This window comes from Lactobacillus sp. WILCCON 0149, from assembly GCF_057197965.1.
Map to the genome: position 1 here is coordinate 2,049,603 of NZ_JBUBHO010000001.1, position 20,418 is coordinate 2,070,020.

Genomic DNA, 20,418 nt, shown 5'->3' on the forward strand with positions numbered 1-20,418 from the left:
CGGCCGCTTTGCTGGAAACCATAGTTTGTTTGAAAAAAGCTGTAATGGCCAGTCTTAATCTGCATGGCCGCATCATAAAAGCGGCCAAAGTGAAAGCGGGCATCTCCAGCAATAATTACCCTTTTAGCCTGCAGCTGCGGCCAAATAACCACCGTTGTTACCAAAGCAACTGCCAAAAGCGGCCAAAGATAAGCCCAAAGATTTTTTACTTGTTTTTTCATTAGTTTTATATTTACAATCCTCTATTTTTTTCAAGAGCTAGAAAAATTGTAACATACCAATCAAATACGTTTTAACAAAAAAGCAGGCTAACCTGCTAAGTTAGTCTGCTTTTGCCAGGTATTCTGGCTGTTTAAACTATTTCTTCATGGTATAGAAGCCCTTGATCTTCAAGGCATAGGCTGAACCAGCCGTCATGTCGTATTGGATCATTTCGTAGTCCTTGAGCAGAGCTTGCTGTGAGCTGGTCAAGGTCTTCGGGTCAACTTCCTTGCCCTTTTGGTCGACCAGGGTAAAGCCGGTGTCATCGCTGTAGCTGATAGTCAAGGCTGGCAGCTTCTTGTGCACTTCAGTCAAAAGTGCCTGGTAAGCCGTCACCTTGCTGTTGGTCTGTTCCAGCATCATGGCGATGAAGTCACTGGTGTTGACGTAGTTGGTCTTGGAAGTCAATTTAGCCTTAGCCCCATGCTGACGAGCGTACTTGTTAGAGTAGATGAAGTAGCGGGTCGAGTGCATTTGAACCGGGTACTTAGACGTGTATGACTGGGAAACGATTGACGGGTAGTGGTCACCGTAGAAGACCAGGGTAATTGGCTTCTTGATCTTGTCGATCTGCTTGATGAACTTCTTGACCGCCTGGTCAGTGTAGTGGGTCCCCATAATGTAGGTTGCCGCTTGCGTTCTGATACTGCCGTCGTCAAAAAGATCACCGGAAATCTTGCCGGCATAGTAGTTCTTCGGGTACCAGTTGTTGTACGGCATGTGGTTCTGAATTGAAATCAGGTTGATGAACTGGCCGCCCTTGCGGGAGTTGATCTGCCGCAAGCCGTTGGCGTAAGTCGTGAAGTCAGAGTTGTAGGAACTGGTCCCCAGCTTCTTTTGGTCCACGATCTTGTACTTGGAACCCAAGTAAACGAACTTGTTGAACTTGAAACGCTTGTAGTCTTCAATTCTTGAGTAGTAAGTCCCGATGAACGGGTGAACTGCTGAAGAGTAGTTGAAGTTAGCCCCAATAGTCGGGTAGTACTGGTATTGCGGAACGACTTGAACATAAGGCGTCAAAGTAGTGCTGAAGGCCCCCATGTTGAAGCCAGTCAGTGATTCCCATTCCATGTTGGCCGTACCACCGCCGTAGCCGGCACTCAGCATGCTGCCGTAAGTGGTAGTCTTCTGCAATGAGTGAATGTAAGGAATCGGGTCCTTGGTCCCCTTGGCGAACTTGATCGTCGGGAAAGTAGTCGGATCGATAAAACTTTCACTCAAGTTAAAGATGACGGTCTGCTTGGACAGGTCGTTGGTCCGGGTCTTGTTGATCTGGTCAGCCACCTTTTGGTACTTCTCATAGAGCTTTTGAATCTGGCTCTTGGAGTAGTTGCTTGGCTTGTCCATGATCTGCAGGTCGATGTAGTTGAGGAAGTTCAAGATCGGCCCATTGACCTGGATGTCTCTTTCCGGGTTCCGGAAGGACTGCTTGTTGTCAAAAGCCCGGTTCAAGCGGTAGATGGCTGACCCCTGGTGGTTGAACCACATTGGCGTCATGAAGAGGGCCAGGCTGGCCAGGGCCCACATCCCCCGCCGCTTCCAATTGCCGCGCTTCTTGACCTTGAACTTGATCTCACAGAAGACCATCAAGGCAATAACAGCAGCTAAAGCCAGCAGGATCATGATCAAGGTCTTCTGTCCCCCGATCATGCTCAACAGACTGTCAGCGTTGGTTACTTCAGACAGTTCACTCGGGTAGATCGGCTCGCCCCGGAGGTCAAGCTTGATCTTGTTGGCAACCGCCCAGCCGATAACGACCGTGGAAGTCGTAATAAGTGAAACCCAGTATCTGGTCGTGACGAAGTAAAGGATCGTGAAGAAGGCGTCGATAAAGATCGTCGTCAAAATCAAGGCCCCAAGCTTGGTCCCAACCAGCCAGACTACGGCGTTAACGTTGGAAGCAGTCGTGATCTGGATCCGCATGTTGTCGGATTCGATCAAGAAGGAGGCAAAGGACAGGATAAAGAAGAAGGTCCAAGTCAAAAGGTTGGTCCGGTGGTACTTCATCCAGCCCCACAGGCGGTTAAAGGCCCCTTCAGCCGCTGCCCCGAAGCTCTTGCTTTCGTACAAGAAACGGTTAGCCCGCTTAACCGGCTTGAAGCGCCACAAGTAGCGCTCAATCAGCCAGTGCCAGACAATGGCGATGGCCAGCATGATCAAAATCGTGATCATCCGGTTCAATTGCCGGCTGCCGGTACCGTATTTAAAGGACGACATGAAGGAGTTGGCGTCTGGTACCTGCATGAAGACGATCAGCGGAACCAGGAAGTCCAGGTCCCTTTCTTCCAAAGCCTTGATCGCCGGCCGGGCAAAAGCAAAGGCCGCCAAGGCAATGATGAAGATGAATGGTGAGGTCACGTTGATCAGGAACTGGTAGTTCCATGATGACGGGTTGGCCCGCCAAGACATGATCTGTGACCAATAAACGGCGTTAAAGCCGGCTACCCCGACAATTACCATCCCCAAGGAGAGAATGCCGGCCACAATAAAGATGACCGTTTGCTTGACAGAGAAGTCAACCTTCCCTAAGAACATCCCCCAGGCAAATGGCAGGGCCAGGTAGAGACCATAGATGGAGTAATTCATCTCGAAAGTCCCAGCCGACAGGGTAAAGCCCAGCAAAGTCAAGGCGATCAAAATGATCAAACTCTGCTTCTTGCTGAACTTCTCCTGCCAGTCATAGATGACCGGCTGCACCAGCAAACTGAAAACCAGGCCCGTCATCAAAACGGAAGTCGAGGTCAAAATCGGGAAAAGGATGCCCCAGAAACGCCAGGCATTTAAGTGCCATGGCTTGGAGATGAAGAAGACAAGGTAGTAGACCAGGAGGGTCACTTCCATAATGGCCCAGGCCTTAAAGCCTTGGTTAAAACGCAGCTTGCGCTTGCTGTAAACTGCCCCGAAGACCATTGGAATAAACCAATAGGTCACGCTTTCCACGATTAGCGGCAGGTGGCGCAGATAGGTAATTGAGCTTTTCAGCATGCTGGTTTTGAAATTAAACATCTGCAGCAAAAGCACCAGAGCCGCCAGTACGAGAAAGCCGTACTTCAGCAGATTATGAGTTTTTCTGGATTGTGTTTGTTCACTCATCGATATCGGAATAATTCTCTTTCTTTTGCAAATTCATTATCCATTATACCCAGCTTTTTTTAAAAAAAGGCCAAGAAATTATTTCAAAATTCCCAATTTCTTCTTGATCGTATACAAAATATCGACCCGTTTGCCATGACCTGTGAAAAAGTCCCGGATATCGTAGCGGAACTTGAAGGCCATGATCCCCGTGATAATCAAGAAGATCACGCCAGCTTCCAGCGACTTGGTTATTTCATAAATGCTGAAAGACAGCATGAAAACCAGCGGCGGGATAGTCAGATTCTGCATGATGCAGGTCAAAACCAAGGCCACCAGCAAGGTGATAAGACCGGCCCGCCAGTCGTAGAGAACCGTAGTCATGGCCATGACTGCCACCGCCTTGCCCCCCTTAAAGTGGTTGAAGACCGGGAAACAGTGGCCTAAAACCACGCCTAAGCCCGTGTAGGCTGTCAGCAGGTGCTGATGGTAGATGGCATAGACCAGGCCAATGGCCAGCAGGGTTTTAAGCAGGTCGCCGATGCAGGTCAAAATCCCCGCCTTCTTGCCAAAAACCGCCCCCATATTGGCCGTACCTGGGTTGCCCGACCCGTACTTGGTCGGATCCTTGTGCAGGTAATACTTGCCCACGAACATGGCACTGATGAAGTTGCCAAACAAATAGCCAATGACTACTGCCAAAAATTTGTTAAGCACCTTTAATAGCCCCCTGAAAACGGATTGGTATTGTAGTTATAACTGTAACTATAAGTCGTATCGTAGTTCGTGCTGGAATTTGTGCTGTAAGCAGTATTACTGCTGGAAGTCTGGCTGCTGGACTTGGAGCTGGTCTTGCCGCTCTTGACGCTGTCAGTCGTCGTGCCGGGATCATAGATCGTATAATTCTGGGTCTCGCCGCTGCCAAACTTGAAGCCGCTGGCCTCGTTCAAGGTATTCAGCTCAGTTTCCCGGTTGGAAACAGTAGCCGTCTTGAGGCCCAGCAATTTTCTAATCTTGTTGGAAATCCGCTGCAGTTCACTGGTTGACGCGATCTGGTAGGCCGCGTCGCCAACATAAGCACTATAGCCATGCAGGTAGTCGCTGTCACTGGAAGAAGTACAGTCTGAGTAGTTAGCCAGGATTGACTTCAAAGCCTGGAAGCTCAAGTTAGTCTTCACGTTGGTCGACAGGTTATTGGCGATCTTGCTGAAGTTCGTCAGTGAATCTGCCGTGGCCAATTTCTGGACCAGCTTGGTGATGACTTCTCTTTGCCGCTTCTGCCGGCCGTAGTCGCCTTGCGGGTCATCATAGCGCATCCGGCTGTAGGCCAGAGCGGCCTGCCCGTTTAAGTGCTGGCGGACTCCCTTTTTGAAGACTATTGTATTGTAAGTAAATGACAATGGCGGCGTCACGTAAATCCCGCCAACATAATCAACCAGCTTCATCAGCCCGCCCATGTTGACCAAGGCGTAGTACTTAACCGGAATGTTCAAGAGGTTAGAGACAGTCTTCATGGCCATCTTAGCCCCGCCAATCGAATAAGCCGCGTTGATCTTCTGCACGTCATTGGAATCATCGCCAACCATGTCAGCCATAGTATCCCGCGGGATCGAGACCATCGTGTAGTTCTTCTTCTTAGGGTTGACTACGACAACGATGATCGTGTCCGTATTTCCGCGCTTTTCAGTTCTGTTCAAAGCCCCGGTGTCGGTCCCTAAGAGCATGACGGCAAAAGGCTTCTTGCCGTTGAATTCGCCATAAGTCGTCTTGACGGCGTTTTCCGAGTCATAAGCCTTGTTGGCCGCCTGCTCAGCCGTTTTGTACAGATGTGCCGCGTACAAGCCCACTCCGGCAGCAATCGCGCAAACGACCGCCAAAACGCCGATGATCCAGTTGCGGACCGTCTTTTGCTTGCGCTTTCTGGCATGTTGCCGAGTTTCGGGCAAGGCCCGTTTGTCTTCTTTCTTCATATAGTTGATACCCACTTAAAAAATCACATTAGTCTGTATTATAGCAAAAAAGCCCCGCCAACTTTTGCCTGCTGTTTTTTCTTATTGAAATTGTAAAAAATCAGCCGGCATTTTCAGTAGAGCAGGCTTACGATATTTTCCGGTAAGTATCCCTGTGCACAACTTTCCTATCTAAGCTATCATCTTAGCAAGTCATCTGTCAATCCTTAATCAGTTCAACAAAAAAAGCGAAGCCGGAGCTTCGCTTTAATTAAGGAAAGAGGACTTAGTCCAGCTTTTCCTTGCTTACAACGTTCAACTTGTCGTCGAAAGTGTAAACAACTGGTTCACCAGTCTTCATTTCAACATCCATGATGTCTTCGTCAGAGATGTTTTCGATGTACTTAGTCAAGGCACGCAGTGAGTTGCCGTGGGCAGCGATGATCACGTTCTTGCCAGCCAGCAGGTCTGGAGCAATGTGGTCTTCCCAGAATGGCATAACTCTGTCCAGAGTAACCTTCAGGTTTTCTGCCTTAGGAACGATGTGTGGGTCCAAGTTTGCGTAACGACGGTCGTTAGCTTGGCTGAATTCTGAGTCGTCAGCCAAAACTGGTGGCAAAACGTCGTATGAACGACGCCAAATGTGAACTTGTTCGTCGCCGTACTTTTCAGCAGTTTCAGCCTTGTTCAAGCCTTGCAAAGCGCCGTAGTGACGTTCGTTCAGTCTCCAGGTCTTAGTTTCTGGAACCCAGAGTTGGCCGCTTTCTTCCAAAGCGAAGTGCAAAGTCTTGATCGCACGGGTCAAAACTGAAGTGTAAGCTTGGTCAAATTCCAAGCCGGCTTCCTTGATCAAACGACCAGCCTTCTTGGCTTCTTCAACACCCTTGTCTGACAAGTTAACGTCAACCCAGCCAGTAAATTGGTTTGAAAGGTTCCATTCACTTTGACCGTGACGGATTAAAACTAATTTAGACATTAAAAAATCTCCTTTAGCAAATTAAACGTTTCACTAATTATTATACGGCCTCTCGCGGCCTTTTCAAAGTCCTAAAGGCAAAAAAAGCACTTTTTCTGAGTGCAATCGCTAACAATTAATCAGTGATTTGTTAGAATTGAAGAATAAGGATGTGATTCATACTATGCCGTCAAAGAAAAAGAAATTTCACCTGCTCGCCCTCCTGACCCTGGTCAGCATTTTTCTAGCTGCCTGCTCCAAACCCAGCCCCCAGAGCCTGATCAAAAAGGCCCAGCAGAGCAAGATCAGCAATTTCCAGCTGAAGGTCGACGAGCGCTATTACGAGAACGCCAAGCCGGTCCGTTTCTACGGCCAGATCAATTACCAGCGGTCTCCTTTCGTCATGCAGACCGACTTGACCCAGAGCGGGGACCAGAATGTCAAGATGTGGGTAGGCCAGCGCTATGCCTACGTCAAGTTCTATAAAGGCCAGCAGGCTGCTTGGTACAAGGCCAAGCTCAGCCAGTTCACGACCATCTCCCACTTCCAGCAAGTGGTCAAGGACATGGACACCCTGACCCTCAGCCAAAAGAGTGCCAAGCTCTTCACCGTCAGCCAGGCCAAAAGCGGCTGGCGGCTCAGCTACACGGGCAAGAGCCAGCGCTTATGGAAAGAGATCACGGAAACTAACGGCCTGGCCAGCCTGTCAAACGACAGCCAGATGGCCAAGGCCAAGCTCCAGCAGATTAAAATGACCATCGATCTCAATCAGAAAAAGCAGCTGACCGGCCTGGCGATTTACGCCAAATACAAGGTCAAGGGGCAGACCAGCTCAACCAAGCTGTCCATGCTCAAGGTCAACCAGCAAAAGAAGCTGGCCATTCCCAAGACGGTCAGCAAGAATTCCGTTGATGTCAGCAAGCTGAATAAATAAGGAGGCAAAAAATGCAACTCGGAATCATTGGCAGCGGCAAGATCGTCAAAGATTTCCTCACTGCCCTTCCCCTGCCCGGCTTAAGTTTAGCCGCTATCGCTACGACCAAGCGGTCGCTAGCCACCGGCCAGGCCTTGGCTGAGCAATACGGCATCAGCCGGGTCTACGACGACTACCTGGCCATGCTCAAAGACGACCAGGTCGACACGGTTTACGTGGCTACTCCTTCTTCCATGCACTATCAGATGTGCCTGGATTCCCTGGAAGCCGGCAAAAACGTGATCTGTGAAAAGCCCTTTGTCTTCACTACTGAAGAAGCCTTGGAGCTCAAGCAATTAGCCGACCAAAAAGGCTGCCTTATCACTGAGGCCATCACCAACCGCTACCTGCCAGCCTTTAAGTCTTTGGCAGGCGACTTACAGCTTTTAGGCCCGGTTCACGTAGTCAGCCTCAACTACACCCAGTATTCTTCCCGCTACGACCGCTTCTTAGCCGGCGACATAGCTCCGGCCTTCAATCCGCGCCTGGGCGGCGGGGCCCTTTTGGACTTGAACGTCTACAATATCCACTTAGCCGTCAGCCTTTTCGGGGCGCCTTTGGATGTCCATTACTTCCCTAACCTGCAAAAAGGCGTCGACACTTCTGGCGTTTTGGTCCTGGGCTACGACGACAAGCAGGCCAGCTTGACCGCGGCCAAGGACTCCCAGGCTTTTGCCCACAATCCGTCAATGATTGCCGGGGAAAAAGGGGCCATCAGCTTTAGCGGCAGCCCAGGTGACCTCAGAAGCTACCGGCTGGAAACAGCAGGCGGGCAGACTGACAAGGACTTTGACCAAGACCTGCACCGGATGATCCCGGAATTTACCGAATTCATCCGGATCTTTGACCAAAAAGACAAGACCGCCGCTGACCGGGCCTTCGCCCACAGCTTGCAGGTCATCGCCGTCCTGGAAGCCGCCAGGGACTGCCTGCCTTAAGCAAAAAAGCAAAAACAGAAAAAAATAAAGAACTAGAGCACTAAACAAGAAAAATCGCTTTGCCGTTTGGCAGAGCGATTTTTTGGCATATCATCTTTTTTCTATTCCCGGCTCAAAAGCTGGTGGATCCGGTCAGCTTCCCGCCAAGGACCGCTGTAGATCAGTTCGTCGCCCGGCTCGATCACGGTTGACCCGTGCGGGGAAATCCACTTGTCCCCCCGCCGGATCCGGGAAACGGTGATCTGGTCGACGAAGTCCCAGTCCATCAGCTGGCGGCCGGTGTAGGCTGAATTTCTGACCACCACGTCGTAGAGGGCATTGTTGGTGTCCGTGATGATCCGGTAGACGGCCGGCGATTCGATCAAGGCCCGGAGCATGGCCCCATGCAAGTTGTTGAAGGCAAAAAGCTCGATGCCTTCCTCTCTGAGCTGGTCGACCGTGTCGGCCACGACCTGGCTCTGGCTGACGATGACCCGTTTGACCCCGGCCTTTTTAGCTGCCCGGCCGACCTCCAAATTGGCCTGGTCATCAGTGAAGGTGGCCACGAAGATGTCAGTATCAAAGGCCCCGGCTTCTTCCAAAGTATCCAGTTTTTTATCCGGCAGCAGCTTCAGATTCTTGACCTTGCTCTTGTAGGTGTCGTATTTTTCCTTCCGGCAGGTCAAGACCTGGACTGAGTACCAGGAGTCGTGCAGGTCCTGGTAGACCGTCATCGTTACGGCATTGAGGCCGAAGATCACGACTTTTTCCTTGATCTTGTCTTCTGGCGTCAAGGCAAAAGTTGAATTGAAGACGATTGGACAGGCGATGCAGACGATGACCGCCGCCAAGATGAAGGCACTGGACTGGGTAGCCGTAATTGCGTTCAACTTCCGAGCTACCTGCAGGGTTGGCAGAACGATCGTAATCGTCGTTGCCGTCAGGAAGCCCCCGGCAAAAGCATTCCGCTTGTTAAAAGCCCGCATGTAGGTCAAGGTAACCGGCAGCTTGGCTAAGAAGAAGCAGATGACCAAAACCGGCAGCAACATCAGGGCTTGCGGGTTGGCAAAGAGCAGCTTCAAGTTGAGGTTGACCCCGGTCCGGATGAAGAAGATCGGGATAAAGAAGCCGTAGCCGATGGAAGTCAGCTTGTCCTTGGTGGCTTGGGTTGGCTCCAGCAGCTTCATGACCATCCCAGCCAAGAAGGCCCCCAGGATGTTTTCCGCCCCAACCTGTTCCGCCACCGTCACCAGAGCAAAAATCAAGAAGAAGGCCAGGCGGACGTCCAGCTGGGTCGTGGCCTTGGTGATCTTGGCAAACCACAGGTAAGGCCGCTTGAAGCGCCGCAAAAGGATAATCGCGGCCACAAACAAGAGGATGATCAGCCAGAGCTTACCGGCATCCCCGCCGTTAACGGAAGAATAGATAGTCAATAAAAGCAGGGGAATAACTTCTCCCATGACCGCCGTCAGCAAAATCGTCTGCCCGATCGGCCGGCCCAGGATTTCTTTTTCCTTTAAAGTAGCGATGACCACGCCCAAGGCCACGGTCATAAAGATGATCGAAGCCAGGGCCACATCGTTAAAGAGGCCCAGGACCTTCATCCCCAAAGCCAGCAAAACTGAGGCCACCGCTATCCCGCCAAAGGCGACGGCAGCCACAACCATGGGCTTGACCTGCTTGCCGCTCTCTGACTTCCGGGCCCGGGTGTGCTTTTTCGGGCTGAGCAAGTCAAAATCGATTTCCATCCCTGACAAAAACATCAAGACGATGACCCCCAGGTTGGACAAAAAAGTCAACTGAGAAGTCTGGGTGATCAGGTTTAGGCAGCTCTTGCCCATTAGGATCCCGACAATAATCTCGGCCACGGCAGTCGGCACCGTGGTCACCCGCAGGCGGGCCATGACGATCGGAATCACCAGGGCCAAGAAGACCGTTAAAAACAGTGATAGTCCTTCCATGCTAAAAAAGTATCTCCTCACTAATTACAGTTTTTCTAATTATACAATAATCGCCAGATTAAGAAAGAAAAACGGACCCAGGCTAAACCTGAATCCGTTCCCTGTATTCAATTAAAAGTTGCCGGCCTTGAGGTAAAGGGCGGTTTGGCCGGAAAAGCCGACCATGTAGTAGTATTTGCCGCCAAGCTTGACCCGGCTGCCGTAAGTTACGACGGCCGTGCCTTTAAGGCGCTTGGCTTCATTCCAGTTCCGGGCTCCCTTGACCGTGTACACGTAAGCGTTGTGGGTCAAAGTCCGGCTTGTCCCGTCGATGTTGCCAGCCTTCACGTACTTGTTAGTACCGTACTTGTAGTACTTGGCATTGCCGATCGTTACAGCTGAACCGTAGACCTTAAGGTAAGTACCCGCGGTCAGCTTGGCGTTTGACAACTTTTTACCAGAAGCATCGTAGCTGTAGGAGTTCCGCATCAAGCGCTTGGTCGTGGTAGTTTCCACTGGCTTGGCTTGGAAATTGCTTGCCTTAACGTACTTAGCCACGTTCTTGCTGGTAAAGCCAGTCATGTAGTAGGCCTTGCCCTTGATCTTGACCTGGCCGCCGTAAGTCGTCACCTTGGTCCCCTTAAGCAGCTTGGCCGTTGATGTCTCCCGGCTGCCAGTGCTGGTGTAAGTCCAAGCATTGGCCGTCAAAGTCCGGCTAGTCCCGTCAATGTTGCCGGCCTTGACATACTTGCCATCTGCGTACTTGTAGTACTTGGCGTTGCCAATCGTTACGGCTGAACCATAAACCTTCAAAGAAGAGCCAGCCTTCAGCGCCGCGATTGACAATTTCTTGCCAGAAGCGTCATAGCTGTAGGAGTTGCGCATCAACTTGACCGTCTTGGTTGATACCGGCTGGGTAGCTGGTGCTTGGCTTGAGCTGCTTGAGCCACTGTTGTTTGTATTATTGCTAGTGTTGCTGCTGGTTCCCAGCTTGTTGTAGTAGTAAGTGATCAAACTGTAGAAGTCGCTCATGGAGTAGCCCCATTTAGCAAAGTAGCTGTCCGGGTCCCCGTGGTCGGTCCCGCCCAGGTACTGGGAAACTTCGTTGTGGGACCAAATGGTGCCTGACCCGTCCTTGCTTGCCCGGGATGGAGTCAAGTTGTATTGGTGCAAAAGAGTGGCGATGTAGTAAGCATCGTTGGCCACGCTCTGCACGAACTGGGACCGGCTTGAGACTTCACAGAGCTCGATCTGGATGTAGCGGACGTTGGCGATTGGGCCTGCCCCCCAGGTACCATAGTCGGTCGACATCAGCTGGATGGTCTGGCTGTTGTCAACCACAGCGTGGACGTAAGAGTAGACACTGGTCCAGTTGTTGTTGAAGTAGCGCCCTTCATCCCAGGCCGTAGCCCCTGGAGTCGCTGTTTCGTGAACAACGATCCCTTCTGGTTTGCCGACCCCGTTCCGGTAGCCAAAGCGGCTGCCATATTTCTTGCCGTTGGCCACGCTGTTGAACTGGTTGTAAGACAAGCCTGCTGCCTTGAGCAAGGTTTCCAGTGACTTGGTGCCGCTGTAAGTCGTCTTCTTGGCATCACTGTTGATTGAAGCTTGGGCTGCCTGCCCTTGGCCAAAAGTAAAGGCCAGGCCGAAAGCCGCGGTTGCCGCCGCCGCGGCAAAAAATCTTCTAAATCTCATTCAGTTTTCTTCCCCGTCTCCTTAAAAGTTGCCCTTCTTGACATACTGGTTCAGGCCAACAATGTAGTACTGCTTGCCCTTGATCTTCACGCTGCCGCCATAGACGGTGTGGGTGCTGCCCTTGAGCCACTTGGTCTTGCCAACCCGCTTGCCCGCGTTGTTGTAGATGTAGGCGTTGTGCTTGAGCTTGCGGCTTGCGCCGTCAAAGTTGCTTGCCTTGATGAACTGGTCAGCGCTGGCTGAGTTAACCCGGTAGTACTTAGCCCCGTTGATCGTGACTGACCCGTAAGTCGTCACGCTCTTGCCGGCCTTGACAGACTTGGCCGTGCTTCTCTCCCCAGTGCTAGTGTAGACAGCAGCTGAGTGCATCAACACCTTCATTTGCCCGGAAACGCTAGCGGCATTGTCCGCACTTGGCGCTTGAGAAGTGCCAGTGTTCAAGTCTTCGCCGTTGATCCAACCCAGGCCCTTGAGGTACATCCGCTTCTTGCCATTGTAGTAAGTGTAGGTCTTGGTAACCGTTACGCTTTGCCCGGCAGTCACGTAAGACTTCTTCGGTGAAACAGAGTGGTCAGTTGGGTAAAGGTAGGTTGCCCCGGACTTGGCTACCTTGGCCGTATAAGTAGTGCCGGAGTAAACCGGGTCATACTTGGTCAAGTTGTAGGTCGCGATGTGGTTGATCAGCTTGGTCGCGTAATTCTTGTCGGTCGCGTAGCCGGCAGCCTTGATGGCCTTAGCGGCAGCTGAAGCACTTGAGGCATTTTCCAGCCAGGTCTTGCTGTAGCGCAGACCCCCGTTGCCCAAAGTCGTCCGCATCTTCAAGCCGTAGTCGTCAAAAGAGGCCTGGTAGCTGCTGTACTTTCTGAAGGCAGCCGTGATGTAATAAGTCTTGCCCTTTGAGTCCTGTTCAGCCGTCTTAACGCTGTAAGTTGCCCCAGTCCAGGTGTTAGCAGCCTTCATCCCAAAGAAGTTGTTGGCCTGAGTGGACAGAGTTGAAGTCCCCCAGCCGGATTCCAGAGCAGCCTGGGCCAGCATCAAAGAGGCGTAGACGCCGTACTTCTTGGACGTCTTCTGCGCCTGCAGGCTGACCTTGCTTAAAAAGGCATCACTGGTGGCTGATGCCTGAACTGCCTGATTTGAGAGAAACATGTTGTTGGTCACTGGAACGGCGACGGAAGTCAGCATCGCTGCGGTAGCAAGTCCAGTCAAAAATCTTCTCTTCATTAATTTCCTCCTAATAATTTCAATCGTAACCTCTATTGTATGTGCTCAGCGCTCTAGTTACAATCGAACGCATATTCTGTAAAGCAAAAGTAACAATTTACTTAAGCAATTACATTTTTTAAAGGAAAAAACCGCTTTTTCCAAAGCTTTTGCCTTAAAAAGCAAAGAACAAAAAACATGTATTATGTGAATAAAAACACGAAAACAAGCAAAAACGAAAAATAAAAGAGGCGGCCAAGGCCGCCTCTCGGGTACAAATTTTGCAGCCGGCTAAAGAGGCCAGATCTGCTTAATGATTACTATCGTCAAACACACCCGTAACAGTACGTTCAATATAGTTTGCAGCCAGCGGCTGAGCATAAAGGACCTCCCCTTCCTTGACGAACACGCCCTCGCCGGCGATGGCTGCCGCGGCCTCCCGGACCACGTCCGCGCTCAAGCCCTTGACCGCGTATGGCAGGTTCAGGCTCTTCTTTTTGCCGGCACTGGACTTAAAGGTTAATTGCAATTCGGTAGTCGTAGTCATGATTTTTTCTCCTGTTTCTTACTCAAAAATTCTTTTTCTGTCAGTTTCCGCGTCAAAGAGTTAGGCCAAGGTCAAATTGTGCTTTTGGACCAGGGTCAAGGCAGCCAGTTCGTCGCCCTGCAGCTTGCTGATGGCCTGGCCCACCTTGACCAGGCTTTCCGGGCTGGCATCTTTCTTGACGTTTTGCAGGCTGCGCTGCATCTGTCCCTTGTCGTACTTGTCGGCCTTGAAGGTGTATTGAATGCTTTGATCAGCTAAAGTAAAGTTCATTTTTTCTCTCCTGTTTCTGTTAAAAAATCCAATCTTTCCGCGAAGCTGCGGGCTTCGCTCCGGCCGGCCCCGGCGCCTCGGGCCTGCACTGATACTAACGTTTTAGGAGGCTCAAGTCGGCCACTTTTTGTTAAAGAACAATTACAAGTTGGACCAGCTGGCTAAAGGGAGGGGCGATTCTGGTATAATTGAGGATATTAACGAGGAGGTTATTTATGAAAAAATCGACTATCTGGTCCATCATCGTGGTGGCCGTGCTCGCCTTGGGCGGGGCTGGCGTCTACTTCTACTCCAGCCAGCAAAAGCAGAGCCAGGAGCAGACGGCAAGTTCCAGCTACTCCAGCCACATGCAGGCCGGCAAAGAGGCCGTAAAGGCCAAGAAATACAGCCAGGCCGCTGATGAATTTGACCAGGCCTACCAGGCTAAGGCAACTGCCCAAGCCAAAAACTACAAGGCCCAAGCGGAGAACCTGGCCGACTCCATCAAGTTAGCCAAGACGACCGTCAAGTATGCCAGCGCCTTGAACCTGGCCCAAAAGGCCCAGGAACAAAATGGCGGCTACAGCGTCATGACCAGCCAGGCCAAGAAGCTGGTCAAGAAGCTTAAGGCCGTCAAGGACAACTACGACAGTGAAATCAAACCGCTCTTAAAGAAGGCCGCCCAGGCCATGGAAGACGGCGATTACGACAGTGCCGTTTCCACCTACAGCAGCATCTTAGACCTGCCTTACATCAACGGGGCTTACTACGCCAAGGTCCGGTCTAACGTCAAGGACCTGCTCAAGGAAGCCAAGAGCAAGCAGGCTGACTCCAGTTCCAGTTCTGAAAGCTCAAGCTCATCCAGCTCTTCTGACTCTTCCAGCAAGTCCAGCAGCCAGGAATCCAGTTCCAGCTCATCTTCTGCTGCTTCCAGTTCATCCAGCTCTTCCAGCAACCAAGCTGAAGGGTCCGGGACCAGCAACAACGACAAGGTCGGCGGCAGCACCGTGACCAGCCGGGACGTCCAACAGATCAGAAACCAACTGGACAACCTGGGCGAAAGCACGGCCGGCTGGAGCCCGCAGGACTTGATCAACCTGTTCAACTACGCCTACCAGCAGGGCCACACCACCATCGACTCCATCACCAAGGATGACGTCGAAGGCTACCTGAAGTCAGGCAAATAAGAAATAATTCAGCGCCAGGTCTTGATTTATGGGGGCCTGGCGCTTGCTTTCTGGCCTTAAAGCCGTTAAAATTACTATTGACTTTATGGACTTTTATTTAAAAAGGAGCTACAACTTTGGCAGAAGAAGAAAAGAAACACCGCAGCAATGAAGACATGTTCAAGATCGTGATGCCTGAACCAGAACGCGTAACCATGCCAGCACGCGAAGTTGCCGACCAGCCGGCTTACCTGGTCAACTTCGCCAACTTCTACGTTTCTTCTTTCGAACGCGACGACCTGGAAATCATCAGTGAATTTGACGAAGACCACAACATGGTCAACATCAACCACTACCTCCTGCTTAACCAGCCATTCTCCCGCAAGAACCTGGTCAAGCACGTGCTGATCGACCACGCCCACAATTTCCAAGCCATCCTCGACAAGATGAGCGAAGAAACCGGCGTTGACCCGGAAGCAATGACCACTTACGAAGACTGGAGCAACTGGTACGAAGGCATTCGCGCGACGATCGAAAGCAGTTTGTCCTAAAAGACTTGAAACTTTACTCTAAATATAAGAAAATTACAGTAAAAAGAATGTCTCCTGGCATTCTTTTTTTACTTGTTAAATTTAAGCACAGCTTTAAATTTGTTTTTTAGTGTATCACAGGCTTTTTTAAAGTTTGAGGAGTATTTAATTGCTATGGAAGCAGAAAATAAACGCAATCGCATGACGGCCGCCGGCCTCTTGATCGCGATTGGGATTGTTTACGGCGACATCGGGACCAGTCCCCTCTATGTCATGAAATCCGTAATCGCCGGCAACGGCGGTATCAACACGGTCAGCCGCGACTTGATCATCGGGACCATTTCCTTGATCCTGTGGACCGTGACTGTACTCACGACGGTGCAGACCGTGATTATTGCCTTGAAGGCGACCAACCACGGCGAAGGTGGTATCTTCGCCCTCTACGCCTTGATCAGAAAGAAGGCTGCCTGGCTGGTCTGGCCGGCTTTGATCGGCGGGGCCGCCATCCTGGCCGACGGGACTCTGACTCCTGCCGTGACGGTTACGACCGCCATTGAAGGGCTGAAGGGCCTGGAATTTGGCAAGGGCAATGTCCCGGTCAGCAACCAGACCACAGTCTTAATCATTACTATTGTTATTTTGCTGGTGCTTTTCTCCATCCAGCGGATGGGGACCAGCATCATCGGGAAGGCTTTCGGCCCGGTTATGTTTATCTGGTTCGCCTTCCTGGGCGCCATGGGTTTGATCAACATCGGCGGCAACTGGTGGATTCTCCAGTCCTTGAACCCTTACTACGCGATCAAATTGCTCTTTAGTCCTTACAACAAGGCGGGCTTCGCGATCTTAGGGTCCATCTTCCTGGCCACTACTGGTGCTGAAGCCCTCTACTCCGACGTTGGCCACGTCGGCAAGGGGAACATCATTGGCTCCTGGCCATTTGTTTTCGTCTGCCTCTCCCTGAACTACTTCGGGCAAGGGGTTTGGATCTTAAACAACACCAACATGCACTCAGCCACTGAAATCAACCCCTTCTACGCCATGATTCCGGAAAACATCCGGCTGGCCTCAATCGTTCTGGCCACCCTGGCCGCGATCATCGCTTCCCAGGCCTTGATCACGGGTTCCTTCACCCTGGTGGCTGAATCAATCAACCTGAAGTTTCTGCCGCGGATGAACATCCTCTACCCATCTGATGAAAGAGGGCAGATCTACATCCCGGCTATCAACAGAATGCTGGGCATTACTACCATCGCCCTGGTTCTCTTCTTCAGAACCTCAGCCCACATGGAAGCAGCCTACGGTCTGTCAATCACGATTTCCATGCTGACGACCACTATCCTGCTTTACGAATGGCTGGTGCTCAAGCAGGGCCACAACCTGGCCAACCTGCTCTTCGTGATCTTCTTCAGCACGATCAACATCCTCTTCATGGGGTCAAGTCTGAGCAAGTTCACCCACGGCGGTTACGTATCACTTTTGATCACCCTCTTGATCGCTTCAGTCATGGTTGTTTGGTACTTCGGCAACAAGGTCCGGGACCAAAACGAAGCCGGCAATGCCTATGTCCGCTTGGATGAATACACGGACATGCTGACCGACCTCAGCCACGACGACAACTACCCGACTTACGCCGACAACTTGGTTTACATGGCCAACGTCAAGTACAACAAGTTCATCAAGCGTGAAGTCCTCTACTCAATTCTGGACAAGCGGCCTAAGCGGGCCCGGGCTTACTGGTTCGTCACGGTCAACGTGACCAACGAGCCGTTTACCGCTGAATACGCGGTCAACACTTTTGGCACCAAGAACGTGATCAACATCCAGCTCTACCTCGGTTTCAAGAAGCAAACCAGCGTCAACGTCTACCTGCGCCAGATCGTCCACGACTTGATCAAGGACAACACGATCGAGGCCCAGCCACAGGAATACACGACTACTCCTGGCCGGGATGTCGGCGACTTCAAGTTCGTCATCGTCAACGACGTCATCTCACCTTCGACCACCCTGTCTTCTTACAAGAAGTGGCTGGTCAAGGCCCGGGTCCAGCTGCAGAACCTGTCGCCTAACCCGGCTCAATGGTTCGGCCTGGAATTCGCGGACACGGTTATCGAACGCGTGCCTTTGATCCTGGGCAAGCAAGAGCCTGAAAGAATCAAGCGGGTTGCCCCAGTCGACTACAGCAAGACCATGCTGAACAAGAACGCGGGCAAAACGAAGAAAGAAAAGAACAAGTAAATAAGCAAATAAAGAAACGGCAAGGCTCGAAAGCTTGCCGTTTTTGCTTTTAGAAAGTCTTAAATACTCTAGAAAATTACAAACTTTTTTTCATTGAAGCAAAGCAGATTGATCACAGCTTTTTTACAAAGGGCCGTTATTATATAACCATAGTCAGAAGCAAGAAATTGCTTCTCCTATAGGAATTAATTTTTCTTTTTCTTTTCCTCTTTTACACACACATATATTAGACAAACACACAGCAGCAGAAAAGCAGTCATTGATGGAATGACTGCTTTTTTGTTGCTTATGAAATTTTATGAAAAACTACCAGATCTTGACCCGGTCTTCCGGAGCCAGATACATCCCGTCGCCTGGCTTGACGTCGAAGGTCTCGTAGAATTCGTCCTGGCACTGGGCCTGGACATTTGCCCGCAGCGGGCCCGGTGCGTGCACGTCAACTGAAACGATCATCTTGATGGCTGCTTCCAGGGACTTTTGTGCCCAGACTCTGGCCCAGTTGGCGTAGAAGTCTTCCAGGCCCTGGCCTTCTTCCTTGCAGGCGGTCATGGCCGCGGTCAAGCCGCCCTGGTCAGCGATGTTTTCTGACACGATCTGCTTGCCGTTAAGAGTGGTCGGGCCGAACTTGAGCCCGTCAAAAAGGGCGATTTCCGCCTTGGTCCGGTCAGCAAATTCCTTGTAGTCAGCTTCGGTCCACCAGTTCTTCATGTTGCCGAATTCGTCGAACTGGGCCCCGTTGTTGTCGAAGGCGTGGGAAACTTCGTGGGCAATCACGGCCCCGATCCCGCCGTAGTTGGCTGCCCGGCTCTGGTCAGCACTGTAGAACGGTGCCTGCAGGATAGCCGCTGGGAAGGTGATGTCGTTTCTTTGCGGGTCGTAGCAGGCGTTGACCAAGTTGCCTGGCATCAGCCAAACGGTCCGGTCAACCGGCTGGTGGAGCTTCTCCAGGCTGTACTTGATGCTTTCCCGGCTGGCGGCCTGCAGGTTGCTGTAAAGGCTGCCGCCGGCTGAAGCCGGGGTAACCTGGAGGCGGTTGTAGATGTCTTCAATCTTGTCCGGATAGCCGACCTTCAAGATCAAAGCCTGCAGCTTGGTGATGGCCTTGTCCTTAGTCGCCTGGGAGAGCCAGTCGTTCTTGGCCAGTCGGTCCTCGTAGACCTTCAACATCCGCTTGATCATGCCCAAAACGTCTTCCTTGGCAGCTGCCCCGAAGTAGGTCTGCCCGTAGTAGACGCCGACAACTTCACTGAAAGTGCTGTTGGCAATCCGGTAAGCCTGCTTGATCCCGCTGGCCAGTTGCGGCTGGCCGGTCAAAGCCTGGCTGAATGGGAAGGCAGCTTCTCTGAATTCTTGGGACAGGGATGAAGCCACGTCGTTGATGAACTTAACCAGCATCCAGCCCTTGATTTCGCTGAAGCTTGCTTCGTTTAAAAGACCTTCCGCCTGGTCCAGGTAGCGGGGCTCAGTGTTGATCAAAACTTCTGGTTCTTCGCCCAGGAACTCTTCCAAGAACTGGCCCATGTCAAAGCTGGTAAACTTGCTCTTGAAGTCAGCCAGGGAAATCGGGTTGTACATAGCCGGGTAGTCAGCCCATTCTTCGCTGGACTTAACCACCTTGGCCAGGCGCTGGTCGTAAGCCAGGGCCCCGTCCACGTATTCGTTTGCTTTTTCTTCGCTGACCCCGGCCATTTGGAAGAGCTTGAGGGATTGCTCTTTTAAAACGCCCAGCAATTTTTCCGCGTCCGGGCTTTCGTAAGTGGTCGTGTCTGGCAAAAAGATGTGGGGACCGCCGAAGTAGACCGTGTTGACCTTGGTGTTCTTCATGTCCGCGTCAACGGAGAAGGAGAATGGCAGGTCAAAGCCTTCCTTGGCCAAATCAGCTGCCGCGCCTTGCAGGTCAGCCCAATCCTCCAGACCTTCCAGCTTCTTTAAGTCAGCCTGGATTGGCTTGGCCCCGTCAGCGTTCCGCTTGTCAAAGTCCTTGGCCAGCTTGTAGAGTTCAACAGCCTTGGCCAGGTTCGGCACGGCCGGGACTTCCTTTTCCCCGCTGGCAAAAGCCGCGAAGTCAGCCATCAGGCTCTTTTCAACGTTTTCAGCGATTTGGTCAAAGCTCCCCATCCGGGACCGGTCAGCCGGGATTTCCAGCTTGGCCAGGTAGTCAGAGTTAACGGCCAAATACAGGTTGTCCTGCGGGCGGGCAGTCTTGTCAACAACGGTCGTGTCGCCACTGCCGCCGCGGACGGCAAATTTATTGTTCAATATTTTTTCCTCCTTGTTTTTCAGCTAGCAGTTGTGCTGACGCAGGTCGCACTGGGCCTTGATTTCTGCCTTGGCCTGGTCGGCTGCTTCCGGCCAGATTGGCTCTAAGCCCTGGTCCTTTAAGAAGCCTTCCCAGTCAGTAAAAATTTCCCCGTCTTCCTTGACGCAGGCCGGAATCCCCGCGTTGCCCTGCTCTTTGGCGTGAGCAAAGGCGGGACTGGCATCCCGCAAGCGCAAAAATTCCTTGAAATCCGGCATGGTGGCGAAAATATTGATAAATTCGTAGTCAATGCCATACTTTTTAAAACTGGCCTCACAGGCGATGCAGTCTGGACAGATCTTTGTCCCGTAAACTTTAAGCATGTTTTTTCCTCCTTTTCTCACTATCTTCTTATTTTACACATTAACTGCTTCCCTGTTCAATCAAAGTGCAAAAAAATAAGGCTGGTTGGCAAAACCTGCCTTAT

General features: G+C 51.5%; 16 protein-coding genes. 5 read left to right on the forward strand and 11 right to left on the reverse strand.

The genetic code is table 11. From position 1 onward, the window contains the following. Positions 1-357: 357 nt before the first annotated feature. The 4 genes from ACYVUV_RS09580 to ACYVUV_RS09595 form a co-directional block, all read right to left on the reverse strand. Entirely contained in the window at positions 358-3,354 is a 2,997-nt protein-coding gene (locus tag ACYVUV_RS09580) for an LTA synthase family protein (protein WP_484499288.1), read from the reverse strand. Between the two features lie 78 nt (positions 3,355-3,432). After that, the gene (locus ACYVUV_RS09585) at positions 3,433-4,050 is read right to left on the reverse strand and encodes a glycerol-3-phosphate acyltransferase (protein WP_439776274.1); all 618 of its coding nucleotides are present in this window, start codon (positions 4,048-4,050) and stop codon (positions 3,433-3,435) included. A 2-nt stretch (positions 4,051-4,052) separates the two neighbouring features. Continuing rightward, positions 4,053-5,303 (reverse strand): LCP family glycopolymer transferase, encoded by a 1,251-nt coding sequence (locus ACYVUV_RS09590; protein WP_439776273.1) that lies wholly within the window; start codon positions 5,301-5,303, stop codon positions 4,053-4,055. 265 nt (positions 5,304-5,568) lie between these two features. Further along, a complete protein-coding gene (locus tag ACYVUV_RS09595) occupies positions 5,569-6,258 on the reverse strand; it encodes a 2,3-diphosphoglycerate-dependent phosphoglycerate mutase (RefSeq protein WP_008461910.1) in 690 nt (229 codons plus the stop codon). Positions 6,259-6,421: 163 nt separating this feature from the next. On the opposite strand from ACYVUV_RS09595, the gene ACYVUV_RS09600 reads away from it, so the two are divergent. Both ACYVUV_RS09600 and ACYVUV_RS09605 read left to right on the forward strand, forming a co-directional pair. After that, positions 6,422-7,171 carry a hypothetical protein gene (locus ACYVUV_RS09600; protein ID WP_439776272.1) on the forward strand — a complete coding sequence of 250 codons (750 nt, stop codon included), beginning with the start codon at positions 6,422-6,424 and terminating at the stop codon, positions 7,169-7,171. Between the two features lie 11 nt (positions 7,172-7,182). Continuing rightward, positions 7,183-8,148, forward strand: a complete 966-nt coding sequence (locus ACYVUV_RS09605; RefSeq protein WP_439776271.1) for a Gfo/Idh/MocA family protein — start codon at positions 7,183-7,185, stop codon at positions 8,146-8,148. 101 nt (positions 8,149-8,249) lie between these two features. Here ACYVUV_RS09605 and ACYVUV_RS09610 read toward each other — a convergent pair whose 3' ends face one another. The 5 genes from ACYVUV_RS09610 to ACYVUV_RS09630 form a co-directional block, all read right to left on the reverse strand. Further along, positions 8,250-10,088: a monovalent cation:proton antiporter family protein gene (locus ACYVUV_RS09610; RefSeq protein ID WP_439776270.1), complete on the reverse strand. Its 1,839-nt coding sequence runs from the start codon at positions 10,086-10,088 to the stop codon at positions 8,250-8,252. 111 nt (positions 10,089-10,199) lie between these two features. Further along, positions 10,200-11,762: an SLAP domain-containing protein gene (locus ACYVUV_RS09615; protein WP_484499289.1), complete on the reverse strand. Its 1,563-nt coding sequence runs from the start codon at positions 11,760-11,762 to the stop codon at positions 10,200-10,202. A gap of 21 nt (positions 11,763-11,783) precedes the next feature. Further along, on the reverse strand, positions 11,784-12,986 hold the full coding sequence (locus ACYVUV_RS09620; protein WP_439776268.1) for an SLAP domain-containing protein: 1,203 nt from the start codon (positions 12,984-12,986) through the stop codon (positions 11,784-11,786). Between the two features lie 289 nt (positions 12,987-13,275). Beyond that, a complete protein-coding gene (locus tag ACYVUV_RS09625; protein WP_439776267.1) occupies positions 13,276-13,512 on the reverse strand; it encodes a DUF2922 domain-containing protein in 237 nt (78 codons plus the stop codon). A 60-nt stretch (positions 13,513-13,572) separates the two neighbouring features. Then, positions 13,573-13,782: a DUF1659 domain-containing protein gene (locus tag ACYVUV_RS09630; RefSeq protein ID WP_439776266.1), complete on the reverse strand. Its 210-nt coding sequence runs from the start codon at positions 13,780-13,782 to the stop codon at positions 13,573-13,575. A 215-nt stretch (positions 13,783-13,997) separates the two neighbouring features. On the opposite strand from ACYVUV_RS09630, the gene ACYVUV_RS09635 reads away from it, so the two are divergent. The 3 genes from ACYVUV_RS09635 (at position 13,998) to ACYVUV_RS09645 (ending at position 17,692) form a co-directional block, all read left to right on the forward strand. Continuing rightward, a complete protein-coding gene (locus ACYVUV_RS09635; protein ID WP_439776265.1) occupies positions 13,998-14,948 on the forward strand; it encodes a hypothetical protein in 951 nt (316 codons plus the stop codon). A gap of 116 nt (positions 14,949-15,064) precedes the next feature. Next, a complete protein-coding gene (locus tag ACYVUV_RS09640) occupies positions 15,065-15,478 on the forward strand; it encodes a hypothetical protein (protein ID WP_439776264.1) in 414 nt (137 codons plus the stop codon). Between the two features lie 153 nt (positions 15,479-15,631). Then, positions 15,632-17,692, forward strand: coding sequence for a KUP/HAK/KT family potassium transporter (locus ACYVUV_RS09645; RefSeq protein ID WP_439776263.1), 2,061 nt, complete (start codon positions 15,632-15,634; stop codon positions 17,690-17,692). Between the two features lie 306 nt (positions 17,693-17,998). Here the strand turns inward: ACYVUV_RS09645 and ACYVUV_RS09650 are convergent, their stop codons facing one another. Together ACYVUV_RS09650 and ACYVUV_RS09655 are read right to left on the reverse strand one after the other, a co-directional pair. After that, positions 17,999-19,951, reverse strand: a complete 1,953-nt coding sequence (locus ACYVUV_RS09650; RefSeq protein ID WP_439776262.1) for a M13 family metallopeptidase — start codon at positions 19,949-19,951, stop codon at positions 17,999-18,001. 24 nt (positions 19,952-19,975) lie between these two features. Beyond that, entirely contained in the window at positions 19,976-20,314 is a 339-nt protein-coding gene (locus ACYVUV_RS09655; RefSeq protein WP_439776261.1) for a glutaredoxin, read from the reverse strand. Between the last annotated feature and the right edge of the window lie 104 nt (positions 20,315-20,418).

Bases quoted from the DNA above. Each gene is read 5' to 3' on its own strand.
- ACYVUV_RS09605 (WP_439776271.1), top strand. From the start codon at position 7,183: ATGCAACTCGGAATCATTGGCAGCGGCAAGATCGTCAAAGATTTCCTC.
- ACYVUV_RS09590 (WP_439776273.1), bottom strand. From the start codon at position 5,303: ATGAAGAAAGAAGACAAACGGGCCTTGCCCGAAACTCGGCAACATGCC.
- ACYVUV_RS09635 (WP_439776265.1), top strand. From the start codon at position 13,998: ATGAAAAAATCGACTATCTGGTCCATCATCGTGGTGGCCGTGCTCGCC.
- ACYVUV_RS09625 (WP_439776267.1), bottom strand. From the start codon at position 13,512: ATGACTACGACTACCGAATTGCAATTAACCTTTAAGTCCAGTGCCGGC.
- ACYVUV_RS09600 (WP_439776272.1), top strand. From the start codon at position 6,422: ATGCCGTCAAAGAAAAAGAAATTTCACCTGCTCGCCCTCCTGACCCTG.
- ACYVUV_RS09595 (WP_008461910.1), bottom strand. From the start codon at position 6,258: ATGTCTAAATTAGTTTTAATCCGTCACGGTCAAAGTGAATGGAACCTT.
- ACYVUV_RS09580 (WP_484499288.1), bottom strand. From the start codon at position 3,354: ATGAGTGAACAAACACAATCCAGAAAAACTCATAATCTGCTGAAGTAC.
- ACYVUV_RS09645 (WP_439776263.1), top strand. From the start codon at position 15,632: ATGGAAGCAGAAAATAAACGCAATCGCATGACGGCCGCCGGCCTCTTG.
- ACYVUV_RS09655 (WP_439776261.1), bottom strand. From the start codon at position 20,314: ATGCTTAAAGTTTACGGGACAAAGATCTGTCCAGACTGCATCGCCTGT.
- ACYVUV_RS09630 (WP_439776266.1), bottom strand. From the start codon at position 13,782: ATGAACTTTACTTTAGCTGATCAAAGCATTCAATACACCTTCAAGGCC.
- ACYVUV_RS09620 (WP_439776268.1), bottom strand. From the start codon at position 12,986: ATGAAGAGAAGATTTTTGACTGGACTTGCTACCGCAGCGATGCTGACT.
- ACYVUV_RS09610 (WP_439776270.1), bottom strand. From the start codon at position 10,088: ATGGAAGGACTATCACTGTTTTTAACGGTCTTCTTGGCCCTGGTGATT.
- ACYVUV_RS09615 (WP_484499289.1), bottom strand. From the start codon at position 11,762: ATGAGATTTAGAAGATTTTTTGCCGCGGCGGCGGCAACCGCGGCTTTC.